17 protein-coding genes are annotated in these 13,584 nt (G+C 59.0%); 11 read left to right on the forward strand and 6 right to left on the reverse strand.

Features of this window, described 5'->3' with window-relative positions; all coding sequences use genetic code 11:
• Positions 1 to 901: 901 nt before the first annotated feature.
• From QYH69_RS22255 to QYH69_RS22270, 4 genes are all read left to right on the forward strand, one after another.
• Positions 902 to 1,918 (forward strand): PRTRC system protein D, encoded by a 1,017-nt coding sequence (locus QYH69_RS22255; protein WP_308833941.1) that lies wholly within the window; start codon positions 902 to 904, stop codon positions 1,916 to 1,918.
• On the forward strand, positions 1,915 to 2,280 hold the full coding sequence (locus QYH69_RS22260) for a hypothetical protein (protein ID WP_308833942.1): 366 nt from the start codon (positions 1,915 to 1,917) through the stop codon (positions 2,278 to 2,280). Before QYH69_RS22255 ends, QYH69_RS22260 begins: the two co-directional genes overlap by 4 nt.
• Positions 2,281 to 2,386: 106 nt before the next feature.
• Positions 2,387 to 2,536 (forward strand): hypothetical protein, encoded by a 150-nt coding sequence (locus tag QYH69_RS22265; RefSeq protein ID WP_308833943.1) that lies wholly within the window; start codon positions 2,387 to 2,389, stop codon positions 2,534 to 2,536.
• Positions 2,537 to 2,797 (forward strand): hypothetical protein, encoded by a 261-nt coding sequence (locus QYH69_RS22270; protein WP_308833944.1) that lies wholly within the window; start codon positions 2,537 to 2,539, stop codon positions 2,795 to 2,797.
• Positions 2,798 to 2,866: 69 nt separating this feature from the next.
• Here QYH69_RS22270 and QYH69_RS22275 read toward each other — a convergent pair whose 3' ends face one another.
• The 6 genes from QYH69_RS22275 to QYH69_RS22300 all read right to left on the reverse strand — a co-directional run bounded on the left by QYH69_RS22275 (position 2,867) and on the right by QYH69_RS22300 (position 6,936).
• The gene (locus tag QYH69_RS22275) at positions 2,867 to 3,091 is read right to left on the reverse strand and encodes a hypothetical protein (protein WP_081767700.1); all 225 of its coding nucleotides are present in this window, start codon (positions 3,089 to 3,091) and stop codon (positions 2,867 to 2,869) included.
• A 107-nt stretch (positions 3,092 to 3,198) separates the two neighbouring features.
• Positions 3,199 to 4,338 carry a primase-helicase zinc-binding domain-containing protein gene (locus QYH69_RS22280; RefSeq protein WP_308833945.1) on the reverse strand — a complete coding sequence of 380 codons (1,140 nt, stop codon included), beginning with the start codon at positions 4,336 to 4,338 and terminating at the stop codon, positions 3,199 to 3,201.
• 244 nt (positions 4,339 to 4,582) lie between these two features.
• Positions 4,583 to 5,164 (reverse strand): single-stranded DNA-binding protein, encoded by a 582-nt coding sequence (locus QYH69_RS22285; RefSeq protein WP_308833946.1) that lies wholly within the window; start codon positions 5,162 to 5,164, stop codon positions 4,583 to 4,585.
• A gap of 13 nt (positions 5,165 to 5,177) precedes the next feature.
• Positions 5,178 to 6,014, reverse strand: a complete 837-nt coding sequence (locus QYH69_RS22290) for a hypothetical protein (protein WP_308833947.1) — start codon at positions 6,012 to 6,014, stop codon at positions 5,178 to 5,180.
• 9 nt (positions 6,015 to 6,023) lie between these two features.
• Positions 6,024 to 6,452, reverse strand: a complete 429-nt coding sequence (locus QYH69_RS22295; RefSeq protein WP_308833948.1) for a hypothetical protein — start codon at positions 6,450 to 6,452, stop codon at positions 6,024 to 6,026.
• A 124-nt stretch (positions 6,453 to 6,576) separates the two neighbouring features.
• Positions 6,577 to 6,936, reverse strand: coding sequence for a hypothetical protein (locus QYH69_RS22300; protein WP_308833949.1), 360 nt, complete (start codon positions 6,934 to 6,936; stop codon positions 6,577 to 6,579).
• Positions 6,937 to 7,423: 487 nt separating this feature from the next.
• Between QYH69_RS22300 and QYH69_RS22305 the strand changes: the two genes are divergently transcribed.
• From QYH69_RS22305 to QYH69_RS22335, 7 genes are all read left to right on the forward strand, one after another.
• Complete coding sequence (locus QYH69_RS22305) at positions 7,424 to 8,125, forward strand: nuclease-related domain-containing protein (protein WP_308833950.1); 702 nt, start codon at positions 7,424 to 7,426, stop codon at positions 8,123 to 8,125.
• Positions 8,126 to 8,353: 228 nt separating this feature from the next.
• Positions 8,354 to 8,752 (forward strand): hypothetical protein, encoded by a 399-nt coding sequence (locus QYH69_RS22310; RefSeq protein WP_308833951.1) that lies wholly within the window; start codon positions 8,354 to 8,356, stop codon positions 8,750 to 8,752.
• Positions 8,753 to 8,760: 8 nt separating this feature from the next.
• A complete protein-coding gene (locus tag QYH69_RS22315) occupies positions 8,761 to 10,014 on the forward strand; it encodes a hypothetical protein (RefSeq protein WP_308833952.1) in 1,254 nt (417 codons plus the stop codon).
• A 38-nt stretch (positions 10,015 to 10,052) separates the two neighbouring features.
• Positions 10,053 to 11,240 (forward strand): FlhC family transcriptional regulator, encoded by a 1,188-nt coding sequence (locus QYH69_RS22320; protein WP_308833953.1) that lies wholly within the window; start codon positions 10,053 to 10,055, stop codon positions 11,238 to 11,240.
• Positions 11,233 to 11,412 (forward strand): hypothetical protein, encoded by a 180-nt coding sequence (locus tag QYH69_RS22325; RefSeq protein ID WP_308833954.1) that lies wholly within the window; start codon positions 11,233 to 11,235, stop codon positions 11,410 to 11,412. The genes QYH69_RS22320 and QYH69_RS22325 overlap by 8 nt, the downstream gene beginning before the upstream one ends.
• Positions 11,413 to 11,419: 7 nt before the next feature.
• On the forward strand, positions 11,420 to 11,782 hold the full coding sequence (locus QYH69_RS22330; RefSeq protein ID WP_308833955.1) for a hypothetical protein: 363 nt from the start codon (positions 11,420 to 11,422) through the stop codon (positions 11,780 to 11,782).
• A 245-nt stretch (positions 11,783 to 12,027) separates the two neighbouring features.
• Entirely contained in the window at positions 12,028 to 13,122 is a 1,095-nt protein-coding gene (locus QYH69_RS22335) for a CAP domain-containing protein (protein ID WP_308833956.1), read from the forward strand.
• Positions 13,123 to 13,584: the final 462 nt, after the last annotated feature.

Genomic DNA, 13,584 nt, shown 5'->3' on the forward strand with positions numbered 1-13,584 from the left:
CGCAATCCACCACTGACGTATTCCGCGCTTGGCATCTCTGCCGTCGCGCTGCGCGGTACGCTACCCGCGCGATGCAGCTTCGTGGCTACCCTGCCAGCACGACGCTTTCGCGCCCCCGAGCCGTGTTCCGCTTCGCGGATCTCCGACCGGTGCTAAATGCCGGGTAATACCTGTACGCGTTTTGTGTACGGCCGCGCGCGCCGTGTCCTCTTCCGTCAGGGAATCGCGATGATCCGGCGTGTGCCGATCCCGCAAGGCTTCCCCCGCCCCCAAGCCCGCTCATCTCCGCCGCCGTGTATCGGGCTTCGTGAGCGCACCCAGCCGTAGCTGTAAGGGCGTGTACAGACGCTGCTGAGATGCGGAAAGCTCTGGTGTCCAGACACTCCACATTTCCTCAACGCGCCACAACTCGGCTAACCGCCGCCAATCGTATGGATATCGCACTGTCCAGTGGTCCTCAACGTGGACCAACTTCGACTTGATTTACTTCAGAAAAAGGCCGCATCACTGTGCGGCCCGGTCAGTGGGGTACTTCTGGTCCCTTGCGGGCGTGGGAATAGACGTGCGGGTGCCTTGCACTCGCATTCGATGCGTCGGAGACGCGGTAGGTATGCCAAGGATAAGGCTACTCGCGCAAGCGGCGCACGCCGAAAGATGGGCAGAGCCGGTCGGCTTTCGTCGACTTGACTTCGCTACACGCTCGCTAGACTGAAACCAGGTAGAACTGACAGAAAACTGTTAGTTCGCTCCGACAGAACCGGCGCGACGTCCAAACTGACACTTTAGTGTCAGTTATCTGATAGTTCGCCGGTCCCATGCGTCCGATCCGATCCAAACTGATACTTTACTGTCAGTTTTCTGTCACTTCGGCGCGTGGCCAACTTAAACGCATGGAGTCATTTTGAAAACTTCGGTCTTTGCAGTCGACGTCGGTTACGGCAACACGAAATACGCGCACCGCGCAGCGAGCGGCAGCATCGCCACCGGCATGTTCCCGTCTCTCGCACCGCTTGCCGCCAGTCGCTCGCTGTCGGGCTATGGGGATAGCGTGCTGGTCTCCCGGAAAGTCACAACCATCGTCATTGACGAGATCGAATACGAAGTGGGGCCCGACGTCTCACTCACCGCCGCGTATGGCAACACGGGCCGCGCACTGTCGAACGATTTTGTCCGGTCCGATAACTATAAGGCCCTGCTGCTGGGCGCAATCTTTTTCGCGGGCGTCACGCATATTGAACGGCTGGTGCTCGGACTGCCTGTTCACAACATGAAGAAGTACTCGGGCGAGCTGCGCGATCGCTTCACGGGGGATTTCAGCTACGGTGCGGGGCGAGTCAAAATCGATAAGGTGGTCGTAATCCCGCAGCCGCTTGGTTCGCTCGTCGCAGCGTCAGCTAACCGCCAGAGTGAGTTCGGCCGCGACAGTGCGCACCTTGTCATCGACGTCGGCTATTTCACGACCGACTGGGTCTACGCCAACGGATTCACGATGGACGATAAACGCAGCGACGGCATCCCCGGCGGCGCATCGCAAATTTACCAGCGCATCGCCGCGCTGATCTCGCGCGATCAGGACGAACAGGTCGAGGACATCGAACGTATCGACAAGGCGCTGCGCGAGCGTAAGCCGTTCCTCTTCTATAGCAACAAGATCGACCTCGCGCCCTATCTCGAGCAGTCGCAGCCGGTCATCGCCGGCGTCGTCAAGGAAATGCAGAACAACGTCGGCCAGCTCGCCGGCGTCGACTCGATCATCCTGTCTGGCGGCGGCAGTGCGCTCTATGCGCCCACTATCCGTAAGGCATTCCCGCGTGTGACACTCGAAGTCATCGAGGCGCCCTGCACTGCGAATGCCAAGGGCTTCCTCATCGTTGGTGAAGCTGGCCTAACCCGCGAGCGCGCGGCCGCAAAAGCATGAGCGAAAAGTTCGACTTGAAGCTGGTCATCGACGCGGTGACCACGCCTCTCCTGCATGCCAGGCTGTGCCAGTCCACCTCGTACAGGGAGCGCGCAGCGCTGCTGCGCTCTCTAGCCGAGGCAGCACTGCGAGGATCTCACGTCACGTCGGAACCTGAGCGGCAAATTGCGGTGCGTCATGTCGAAACCGCCGCAACGGCCGAGCGCAACTATCAGCCGCCTGCCGCTGCGCCTCCACTGGCCACCCGCGATGCTATCGAATCGAACGTCGAGGAAGTTCGGATTCACCCAGTCAACGAGAACGATGGCCCGGGATCGCACGACGCAGACCAGCTCGCTGACGCGTTCGGCGCGTTTTTCTGAGGCGCACTTGACTTTGCCGCAATGATGCGAAGATGGGTCATGGCTTCAATGTTCATCACGCGCGGCGCGGTGCATCGAAGCATCAATCACCACCGAGGGAAAGAATATGCTGGAGTTTATTGACATCGTGCGCCACGGTCTGCCACTGACCGAGCCGCGCTCGTGGCTCTTTATCGCGACCGTCATTGCGGCGGGCGTCGCGGGCTGGAAGAGCCTGAGTATCGTCGAGCACTTCGCAAAGAACAAGGACGAGTAAATGGACGCTAACGATCGACTCGGCAAGTACTACACGAAGTTCATGGCGCTGCCGTTCTTCACGCGCCGTGCAATCATCTTCGGCGCTTCGCTCGCGCTCTGGTGGTTCGGCGCACTGCTCGCGAGCATGCATGTCAATAACAATCTGTGCGTCGTGCTTCTTCTCACGGGCGCCGCCGGCGCTATTTGGTCTAGCGGGTTGTGGCGCATGTGGAAGGTCTTCGCAGTCATCGCTGCTGTTTGCGTGGCGATCATGCGATGAACGGAACGAACGGACAAAAAAAAACGGCTCCGCCCAAGATTCTGGGGGAGCCGTTTTCGCTTTCGCGGTTCAGTGCGGCCGAGGGGTCGCAGTAACAAGAAGGCGATGCGCGCAAAAATCCCACGCATCCACAAAGGTTTTGTCGCGGCACGCGTATGCGGTGTTGCCACTGGCCGTCCGATCGATCACGTCGAACGCGACAGCCTCTGACTTCCCTACCCGCTGGCGGCCACCTTCGGCGCCGTTGGTTGCGACGATTGCAAAGCCACCCACGAGAACCTGAAACGAAGCCATTCCCACTCCAGAGAAATTGGCCCGACGAGACAATCCCCGATGGGGAATATCCCCACCGGGCAGGTTGATAAATGTGCGGCCGTAGCCGCGTTAGAAAATCGATACCCTTACGCAGCGACGTGCTTCGGGACAGCAGATTGCGAGACGCGAGGTACGTTCACCGTCGGGACTTCGTTGGCGAAACGCGCGCACCACTGGTCGGCGTAGTCGGTTCCCCGCACGCGAGGCCGATGAACAAACACGGTGAAGCCTTCAGACTTGAGCCGCTTCGCCAGTTCGAGACCGCCCGCGACACCCACCGACTTGCCGGTCTTCGGGTCAATGTCGTCGAAGTCAACGAAGATGTGCACGACGCGGATGCCCAGGCCATCCGGGACCACGAACTGGCGCAGCAGGCCGATGTTCAAGCAGTACCACATCGGAACACCGGACTCCATGTACGCGCCAAGGGCCGACTCCAGCCCTTCCGCCACTCCGATTTCGCCGTCTACCGGGTCCATCAGGCGCACTGCGCCACCCTGAAGCGGATTAAGCGTCATGTCGTTCAGCCTTGAGTCGAGAATTTCTCCGTCACCCGAAATGATCTTTGCCTTCGCTGGCGTCGATCGCTCAAGGTATGTACGGTGAAGCGTCCCGAGACGACCATCGGGCAGTTCAAACCGGGCGAGGATGCCCGGCCAGCTGCCGATGACCTTCTTGTCGTGCCGGTACTCGAGCATGCCGAGTCGCAACGCGCGGGACGGCACGAAACGGAGGCCGGGCACGCGTGCGCCCAGATAGCGCATTACCAGATCACCTCTCGACACGGGCTTTGCTGCGTCCCACATCGAGTTAAGCCGGTTTGCGATGAACTTCGGGTCCGCCTTGCGCTTTGGCTTCGGTGCCGTGGCTGCCGCAGCGCCGCTAATCGAATGCGGTGCAGGGCCACCATCCAGTTGACGCATCAGGCGGTACAGGCCCATCCGGTTCAGACGCGTGATCAGCTGGAGGCCGTCACCGGCCATTGCCTTTCCGTTGTTGCATTGACGACAAACCCAATCACCTCGCCCACGCTTGTTGTCGTAGGTGAAACGATCGGTCCCGCCGCAGATCGGGCACGCGCATGGGTCGCCAGTGAGACGGTCCGCAGGCACGCCATAGCTCACAAGGAGCGAAATCCATTGCTCCGGGGAACGCTCGAAGCTGGCGAGCTTCTGCTGAAGCCACGCATACTGCTCGGGCGACAGCTCTCTTCCTCTTACAGTCATGAGTCACTCCTCCTTGAAATGAGTGGGTTAGGTCGGTGCCTGAGACAGGCGTGAAAACGCGTGCTCAAAAAAGCTGTCCGCGTTCGCGAGCGGGCGGCTTTTTTCAGCAGACGGGGTTGGATATTGGAACGCTGGCGCAGATCGCCGGACGGAAGAACCGCCGCACGACACACCCGTAGGTGTGCCGTTGCGAAGGTGAGGTGATACGGGATATGAAACTGCCTATCGGTGAGAACTTCCGGGATCAGATTACGGACCAGGCTGCACGTGTGTGAAAACCCAGGAACGGAATGTCGTCATCCATCTCATCGAAGCCACCGCCGGCGGGCGCTCGCGTGCCGCCACCACCGCCATGCGAGGGTTGAGGGGCGTGGGCGCGCGTCCCGACATTGTCAGCAGCGTGCGATGTATTCGCTTGCGAAGCCGGTGCCGGACGTTGAGCACGACTGCTGCCGCGTTGCTCGAAGCCGTTGTCGCCTTCATCGTCGTTGCGACGGCCGCCGAGCATCTGCATCTGGTCCGCCACGATCTCCGTCGAATAGCGGTCGGTACCGTCTTGCGCCTGATACTTGCGCGTGCGGATGCGACCTTCGATGTAGACCGACGAACCCTTTTTCAGGTATTCGGAGACGATCTCGGCCAGACGGCCGAAGAACGACACGCGGTGCCATTCCGTCATTTCCTTGTACTCGCCCGACTGCTTGTCTTTATAGCGGTCAGTTGTCGCGAGTCGGATGTTCGCCACAGCGTCGCCGCTCGGAAGGTAACGGACTTCAGGATCAGCGCCGAGATTACCGACGAGGATCACCTTGTTAACAGATGCCATTTGAGTTTCCTCACTATTTAGATATTGACCAGAGCCACTTGTCCCACATGAGAGGCTTACCGTCCTTCATGATCGGTGTCCCGTCGGTCTGTCGGATGGCAGGAACCTTGACCTTTCCAGTGCGGCGCACAGAGACGACATCACCAAGCACACAACCGCACTCCGCGATTGCCTCCTTGAGGCCTTCGCCCTGCAGGGTCCGCTCGCCCGCACTGGTGTCGATATGCACCGCGAACGAGGTGTAGTGCCGTCCCGGCCGCTTGCGATCCGGGAACCGTTCCTCGCCCCACGAAACGATCCGCCCGATTACGTTCGATTCATCGGCGTTGTGAGTACGACGCGGCCGATTAGACGCACGTGCTTCAGGCTCGAACGTCTCTTGCACTTCCGACTGTGACGCTTGATTCGAATCATTGTCAGTCCCCTTTCCTGGCGGCAAGGGCATGGCGGTCGGAGGCTTACCGTTTTGACGGATGGCCACGGCCACCGCCTCCTTCAGCGCGCAACGATGAACAGAGCGCTGCGACCAGTGAGGGACAAGATCAGGGACGATCTTCAAACCGAACTCGGTTTCTTCAGCGTGATCGTCGAAGGCCGGAGTGAACTCGACGATGTGATCGCCTTCGTCGACGAACAGATGTGGGATGTCGCCGATCGTCACAATCGTTTCGTTCGACGCGCCCTGCCCTACAACGTGGGACGTGGAAGAGTGTGTGTCCGCAGATGCGGGGTTTGGAGACTTAGCAGGTCCCGCAGTGTTTGCATTGCCGGCAGTGGCAGCGTGAGATGCAGGATTGCAAGTGAAGACGTCCACCATGACGCGGGCGAACAGCGTTGCTGCGTTGCGCATGGTTCGCTCCTATAGCAGCGTGCCAAAGCACACGCGTTGAACCTCGCGGAGATCCCGCTCCAGAAGCGGCGTGCTCAATATCACGTCCTGCAGAATCTCCGGATCGACTCCGTTGACCTTGCACACGTAGATATAGGGAAGTGCGCCGTCCCAGTAACCCATGATCCAGCCAAGGGTCGCGCGGTAGTCGTCGACGTCGATCCTGCGATTGCGCAGCCGTTCAGACAGCAGGTCGGCGCAATCCATCAGCGACTCGGGCATGCTGTCGCCGCGACGGCTGTCGCTCGCGAGCGAGATCAGCGCGTCGACCATCTTCGCGCGTACCGACTCGCTCCACAAATGCGGGTCGGGCAACGGGTCGGGCTTGGGAGGTGTGATGTGAACCGGCGATGATTCGCCGAACATGTCCAGCTGCCAGGCAGCCACATGCGTTTCCATGGGATTGCTCCGGTGGTACCGGGAATCTCATGGCCCGTGTCCGGGAATGGGATTCCCGGCAGGGTTAAGGGTGCCGTCACCATGGGCAGAAGCCCAGGTGACGGTAGGTAGTAACGGCGCTCGATTAACGAGTACCGGTCTTGAACGGAAGAACGACAGCCGACTTGGCGTAGTGCTTCGCCGGTGCCGGTTTCACATTGCTGTCGTTAGCGGCTGCCGTTGCAGCGGAAGCGACTTCCGGTTTCGCGTTGGCAGCAGCTCGTGCAGCGAGCTTTTCAGTCTCGATGCGAGCAGCTTCGGCGTCCGCTTCAGCTGCGTGGATGGCCTTCGCCTTCTTCTTCATCTCCTTGACCACCCAGCGGGCAGCAAGCAGGAACAGGAAAGTCGAAACGACGAACGAGATGGTCGCGAAGTACGCGATAAAACACAGAGCCAGCACTTTGGCCGGGGACTTGATTGCGTCTTTGAAAAGGACCAGCAGCATTTTTCTCTCCAGAAAAATTGTCAACAGGGAATGTCCGGACCCTTGTCCGGTGGTTTCGATGCTCGATGAGCAAGGAAACTTGGCGCTGAGCGCTTTCGTCCGTGTCCACGCGAGGCGCGCACGAAAGCCCAGGCTGAACGGAACAACGGGGAAAAGAAGAAACAGAAGACGCGCGCGGTCACTTGCGGCAGGTCGATGCGTCGGGAGACGCCATTGGATAAGGCAAGCTTAGCGTGCGAGCGCCCGCCCAAGGCCACCAATGCTTGCCAATGTCATACAGCTTTGATCGACCAGGGCCCAACGAGTCCCCAAGGCGCGAGAGTGACCTTATCCGGCTCGGCCACATAACCCGGAAAGCTCGACTAAACCGGGTAGCTTTCGGGATTCGATGAAAGCGCGTCGTAATAACTTGCCATTCGCCTGCGATAACTTGACTTCGGAAAAAGCCTGGCAGACTGGACTCGTCTACTTAAACAGGAGCGAGTTCATGTACTGGTTTCTCCTTGCGGCCGCCGTGTTCTTTTACGCGGTGAAGCGCCACAAGCGGCGTTCGATCAGTCCGGCAGGATCGCCCGCCTCACGCAGCCAGCGAAGCGGTGAGGAAGGCGAGGCTGTTGTTCATGCTGAAGTGCGCGCCGCACTTGAATGGCTGTGCGGCGACAATTTCTATCTGCACCCGGGCGCCCTGCTGCTCAACCATGCGCCCGGCTCAGCTTTTCCAACTGCCGAAGTCGATCATCTTGCCATTACCCCCTTCGGCATCTTCATCGTCGAGACGAAAAACTGGGCGGGTCGAATCGAACCCGGGCCAGATCTACGGAGTGTTGTACGCATCGGCGTGGACGGTCGTCGCGAAATGCGTCGCTCACCGATTCAGCAGAACCGCTCGAAGGTCGCTTTCCTTCGCTCGGTGTTGCCAGGAAGCTGGCTCGTCGAGGGCATCGCCGTCTTCCCCAACCCGCATTGCGACCTGTCGCCAGCACTGCCCGTCAACCTGATGCGCGCCATCGATCTGCGCCAGTGGTTTCGTGACCGCAAGTCAAAGCACGACGCCAGAAACGTCCTGCCGCTCGATGTCGCGCATGCCCGGCGAGCGATTCTCGCAGTCGCCGAAACAGGGGCTGTCGCCATAGAAGCGCATCGGGCGAAACTCAGGGAAGACCCTAAAAATTCACCGTGTCTTACCTAAAGTTTTCAGTCTGGTTGCCGATTCAAACGTTTCCCTCGGCGTTTCTCGTACCCGTTACCTGCGAAAGCTATATGAATTTGCGCTTCTTAGCGGGATGGCGGTGGCGAAACGACGCGTATTCTGGGCGGGTGTAGCCCCGGGGGAAGTCAGGTTGCACCCGCCGCCGAGCATCGGGAGCTTCGACCTAAGCGCCCGAACATGATTCAAGAAATAGTCGGAGTTTGTCTAATGAAGAACGAAAAAAAGTCATCCGCACTGCGTCCTGAAGGCGACCTGGCTGGTCGTGAGGACGATCTGATTGCCCGGTCTGACCGGGATGCCGTCCGCGCCGCTTTATCCGATCGCGTCCATCTGCACGTCGGCATGCTCTTTTCCCAAATTATGGAGAAGGGGGTCGCGCGCTACACGGCAGAACACGGAGATTCGCGCCAGGACCGTAAGCATGTCATGGATGCTCTCTATGGCGCCCTTGGGAAGGAATTCGGACGCACGCGCGAAGCGGTACGCCTGTACATCCGCTGCCACCAGCGCTTTGCCGACTCCGAGGAATTCTCGACGTTGCGCTTGAGCGATTCGAACCTGCCGCCGCGGCTTAACGGCGATCAACAACGATCAAAAACTATATAGAGAGCACCATGACCAAACGAAACTTCGCCCTGGTCGCCGACGACGACGAATTCGACCCGACCCGTCCCGAGGGAAACAACGACAGCAGAAACGACGACAACGCTATCGAACGTGAACTGCCCCTCGCCTTTGCGCACGTGCCGTCCAACGAGGAGATCGGCCTGAAGGTCACAGAATTCTTCGGTGGTGACGAGATATCGGACGGGCTTCGCGCTTCGATCGCCGAAGAAGCTGAGGAAGTCGCGCACTCGACGAGAAAGATCCTTCTCGAACATATGCGGATTGGCGGCTCCTTCTATCACATCCGGACGCGGATTGAAGGTCACTACGTGAGCACCTTCGGCGACACGACACATGTCCGCAGAAACGCGGCGAATCGTGTCTACAACTTCCTTGAAGCCACGTTCCGGAAGAAGCGCGACTCCGTCAGGCTGTATATGCGTTGCTATGAACGCTTCAGCACGAACGCCGGCGCCGTCGAAATGCTGTCGATCAGCGACATGCAGTTGCTGGTGAACAAGAGCGATGAAGTCGTGGAAAAAGTACTTCAGGCCAAGCGCGATAAGCCCGATATGGGTAAGCGTGAACTCAAACAGATCATCGAAGATTACGAAGCGCGCCTCATGGAGAAGGATAGCGCGCTCGAGACCGCCACAAGCCAACTCTCTGAGATCTACGGTCAACTGGACGACGCAAAAAACGAGAATCAGCGTCTCGCCGAGGAAGCCAGGCGCCTCAATATGGACGTTAAGGCCGACCGCGAAAAACTCAAGAAGACGCTGGTCGACCTTGCTTCGGCCGAGCAGACGGCAAGCGGCCTGCAAAGCACCATTGCGGATCTGGAGCGTGAAGTTACAGCCAAGAGCCGCGAACTGGCCGAGGCACAGGCGAAGGTTACGATCAAGGAAGTTCAAGTCGAGGTCACGCCCGAGCACCTACGAAACCTGGAAAGCGTCACAAAAGACCGATTTGAGAAACTTAGCAGGCTAACGGCTGAATGTGATGCCGCGAAAAAGCGCCTCGAGGAACTGGCCGAGCTTAAGAAAAAGCAGGAAGCGGAAATCGAGCAGAAGGAGGCCGTCGAAAAACGGGTCGCCGGGCTGGTCGAGCGCTTCGGATCGTTCGTTCAGGAATACCACAGCGTCCAACTGCTGGTCACGGCGGACGGTTCAATTGGCCGATTCAAGGGCCTACTGACGGGTTTGGCCGACCTTACGGGGAAGTTTCACGGGGAATTGCAAGCAGCAGTACGGGCTGCCTGAAGCCGCAGGCAAATTGAGAGAACAAAAGGAAAAACGCAGTGAACAATAAAGAAAGCTATCGCGCCATTGACCGGTTCTACGTCCCGGAGTGGCTCACGGGCCAGATCCAGGTGGCCAACTTCACTCTCGTCGACCACATGAAGTGGTTGCTAAAGCAGGACGGTCGCTTCAACGAGGTGTTCAACGTCGAGCGCAAGGAGATCGAGCAGCTCCAGTTGAACCAGTCGTCCCTGCGCAATCTGCTACGCGCGCCGTTTCTGATGGTGGAACCTACCCTGCAGACCGTTGAGGACTGGCGCTGCTTCGTCGACAACACGGCGACGACCGTCGCCGTCGACGTGCTCCGACGCAAGACGCCGGAACTCGACTCGCTGATGGCCTATGCCGTGAACCAGCAGAATTCGACGTTCGTGTCACTGGTGACGCAGGTTCTTAACGTAAGCGTGATGGGCGCACCGCTTCTCGGCATTTCGACAGAAGTTGCGAAGTATTTGATGTCGGTCCCCCACCACAAGCTTCACGTTGCAATCGGCCGGATGAAGGAACTGCCGCTGTTCCGCTGGCGTTTCAATAGCCCGGCCTTCTGGTGGGAATTTGCCGGCAGCACTCTGACTGACGAGACGATCGCTCATCTGATCATGTTGACGTCGCCCTCGCGTGTTGGCGAATTGCCCTACGCTGCTCACTGGGGTGATCTTCGTCTTGGCCGAGTGAAAAATGAGGCGTATGCCAGCGCTTTAATGGCTTATGGCCTGCGTGCGTCCACGGCGTCAAACCTGTTCGGCATGAACCAGCACTCCATGCGCATCCGTTACAGCGAGATCCACGGCAAGAGTTCGCCATGTGGCAACACGGCGACGTCACTCACATGGTTTGTCGAGACGCCGGTGCATCGACTGCACGCCACCGTCTACGCGTGGCTGTATCGGTCGGCGACTGCGATGGGTGCGAATCCTGCCGAGGCACTGATTGCAACCAATGACATCTATGACCGCCTCTTCGGTGGTAACCGGGTGATCATGCCGGATCGCGGCTGGAACCTGATCCGCTCGATGGCTGCGGACGCTCGCCTCACCATCGCGCCGTGCCGCACGTGCAGCACGCACTACGTCGTGTCGAACAACGACACGAAGATCGAAATGCATAGTCGCTTCACTTGTCCGGCATGTAACCAGCAGCTGGGCATGAAAAAACGCGCCGCACGGAGGCCGAATCGCGATGCATGATCTGAACAGCCAACGCGAACTTCCCGCTGACCTTGTCATTTTTGACAGCAAAGGCAAGGTGCAATTCGGATGGCAGGATCCAGAGACGGGTAACTATCACGCAGAAGCCGGCGGCGAGGTAATTTCAAACGCAGTCGGCGCGGTTGCCTGGCAGCCCGGACGCATGCACTGAGGTACCGATGGAGGACTTCGACTACCTCGCCCCGGATAGCGCCGCCGCGTGGCTTGAAGGTCGCGGCGACGGCCGGTTCGAACGCTACGAGCAGTTTTATCGCCTCGAGCGCTCGAGCAGTGAAGACTTCGATCTGGAAAGTGCCAACGAAGGCTACGCTGAGTGGGCCGGCCGACAACTGCCCCGCCTCACCGCGATGATCAGTGGACCGTGGTTCGGTCGCGTGGTAGTCGCGTTCTTCAGCTGCTATATGGCGGCGCAAACGGTGCCTATGCTTGCGAGCCGCGTGCCCTTCCCCACGGGCGCAATGCTTGTCGTCGCGTTCATCGGCTTGCGGATATTTCACCGGAAGCGCCGCGTTCGCCGTTAGACAACCTTCAACAACGAAGGCGAAGCTCGGCTATGCATTACGCGTTTCTTCATTACAACGGGCCTGCACGGGCTTAAGTCTTACGCCCGGCTGTCCGATAACCCGTTGTTGGACTTCTGAAATGTGTTCGCGTTTTTCGAAAGATGGACGCGGCAGCCGCGCAGACTTGACTTCGCGCGGCACCTGGCAGAATGGACTCAAGGTCGCGCAACGGGTGCGGCCTCTACAGAAGAAGGAAAAAGAAGATGAAGCAAAAAAAGACCTCGGCACTTACCGCTCTCGCTATCGCATCGGCAATCACGCTGGCGGCTTGCGGTGGTGGTGGCGGCGGTAGCGACAGCACGGGTGCAGCAGCACCGGCGTCCTCGCCATCGGGCGGCAGCAGTCCGCAAACGTCGATCCCACCGAAGACGAGCGTGCCGCCGACTACGTTCCCGGCCACGACCGCGCAAGCGGCCGCGTTTGCGCAAATCAACGCAAACCGCCTCGCGATGGGCGTTGGGGAAGTGAGTCAGGACCCGATCCTAGACACCTCGGCGGCCAAGCACGCGACTTACCTTGCTACGAACCTGCAGAACGGAAACCTTACCGCCCTGTCCCACGATGAAAACTCAGCATTTCCTGGGTTTTTTGCTGCAACACCGCTCGCGCGTGCAGATCTCGCCGGCGCTCCTGCAACGGAATGGATAGGCGAAGTCGCCGGCAGCGATGTTCTGCAGCCTGATGCAGCCACCACTGCGTCGAACTGCGTCAACGGTTACTTCGACACCGTGTATCACCTTCAAAGCATCGCAGGCCCGCAGGAAACCGTTGGTATTGGATTCGATCAGAACAGTACGCTGTATACCTGCGTGTTTGATTTCGGCCAAACGACCGGCGTGTTTGGTACACCTGTAGAAGGCGGTCTGCTGCAAGGTGCGGGACAACAAATGCCGGCCAATGCAATCGCGGCGTGGCCACTGCCTAATGCCACTGGACTACCCACGGCGATGAAAGCAGAAAGTCCAAACCCGGCTCCGGACCTCGCTGGGCCGGGGACGCCTGTCATGATCATGGTAAATGCCGCGGCCGCAGGCGACGCCCTCACGGTAACTAATTTCACGCTGAGCGGACCTGGCGGAGCTAATGTTCCTGCGCGCATTATTTTGCCGTCGGCCGCACTGACGGGTTCAACGGCTGCAGCAACCGCAGATGTCAATAACGCACTTAATGCCGGGAGCGCGTTCCTTCTGCCGCTTGCTCCGCTTAGCCCGAACACTACGTATACTGTTGTCTTCAGCGGGGCTCGGGACGGCACACCGATAAGCAAAACTTGGTCATTCTCGACGGGTGCAAACTAAGAAAACCGTAGAGCTAGTGTAAGTAAAAGCGCGCAAGACAGGGTCCTGCGCGCTTTTTTCTCGCTCGAATAGCCTTCAGTTATCATTGTTAATGTCTCGCGCAAGCGGCTGGGCGATAGCCGGTTGACCTGGAAGTGAGGTCACCAGGCAGGCGTCCAGAGAAATGCCGACAATGCACACCGGTACGTCCGGGTTCGGCGAAGAGGTGGTTACGCTCGGGACGTTCATATTCACATCTCCTTCTGTCATTGCCAGGAAATTGTGCACTTGTGATATGGACAGGCCAGAGGTGGGATCCACGTCTATGTTGAGATAAAGAGCAGTCGCGGGAGGCGGATCTAATTCGTGATTGGGACCTGAAAGCGGTAGTGCGAATACAAACTGCCCAAAGTCGGAGGCCAAGCGGTCTTAGGAAGACAAAACATTCTACCAACTCCTTGGCTCACAGAACGACATGGCTAC

It is taken from the genome of Paraburkholderia sp. SARCC-3016 (assembly GCF_031119615.1).
Taxonomy (GTDB): Bacteria; Pseudomonadota; Gammaproteobacteria; order Burkholderiales; family Burkholderiaceae; genus Paraburkholderia.

What these genes read in the sequence shown, in the direction of transcription:
- QYH69_RS22290 (WP_308833947.1), bottom strand. Translation starts at nt 6,014, where the DNA reads ATGCGCAACGCAGCAACGCTGTTCGCCCGCGTCATGGTGGACGTCTTC.
- QYH69_RS22315 (WP_308833952.1), top strand. Translation starts at nt 8,761, where the DNA reads ATGACCAAACGAAACTTCGCCCTGGTCGCCGACGACGACGAATTCGAC.
- QYH69_RS22270 (WP_308833944.1), top strand. Translation starts at nt 2,537, where the DNA reads ATGGACGCTAACGATCGACTCGGCAAGTACTACACGAAGTTCATGGCG.
- QYH69_RS22300 (WP_308833949.1), bottom strand. Translation starts at nt 6,936, where the DNA reads ATGCTGCTGGTCCTTTTCAAAGACGCAATCAAGTCCCCGGCCAAAGTG.
- QYH69_RS22260 (WP_308833942.1), top strand. Translation starts at nt 1,915, where the DNA reads ATGAGCGAAAAGTTCGACTTGAAGCTGGTCATCGACGCGGTGACCACG.
- QYH69_RS22310 (WP_308833951.1), top strand. Translation starts at nt 8,354, where the DNA reads ATGAAGAACGAAAAAAAGTCATCCGCACTGCGTCCTGAAGGCGACCTG.
- QYH69_RS22330 (WP_308833955.1), top strand. Translation starts at nt 11,420, where the DNA reads ATGGAGGACTTCGACTACCTCGCCCCGGATAGCGCCGCCGCGTGGCTT.
- QYH69_RS22305 (WP_308833950.1), top strand. Translation starts at nt 7,424, where the DNA reads ATGTACTGGTTTCTCCTTGCGGCCGCCGTGTTCTTTTACGCGGTGAAG.
- QYH69_RS22335 (WP_308833956.1), top strand. Translation starts at nt 12,028, where the DNA reads ATGAAGCAAAAAAAGACCTCGGCACTTACCGCTCTCGCTATCGCATCG.
- QYH69_RS22275 (WP_081767700.1), bottom strand. Translation starts at nt 3,091, where the DNA reads ATGGCTTCGTTTCAGGTTCTCGTGGGTGGCTTTGCAATCGTCGCAACC.
- QYH69_RS22325 (WP_308833954.1), top strand. Translation starts at nt 11,233, where the DNA reads ATGCATGATCTGAACAGCCAACGCGAACTTCCCGCTGACCTTGTCATT.
- QYH69_RS22285 (WP_308833946.1), bottom strand. Translation starts at nt 5,164, where the DNA reads ATGGCATCTGTTAACAAGGTGATCCTCGTCGGTAATCTCGGCGCTGAT.
- QYH69_RS22280 (WP_308833945.1), bottom strand. Translation starts at nt 4,338, where the DNA reads ATGACTGTAAGAGGAAGAGAGCTGTCGCCCGAGCAGTATGCGTGGCTT.
- QYH69_RS22295 (WP_308833948.1), bottom strand. Translation starts at nt 6,452, where the DNA reads ATGGAAACGCATGTGGCTGCCTGGCAGCTGGACATGTTCGGCGAATCA.
- QYH69_RS22265 (WP_308833943.1), top strand. Translation starts at nt 2,387, where the DNA reads ATGCTGGAGTTTATTGACATCGTGCGCCACGGTCTGCCACTGACCGAG.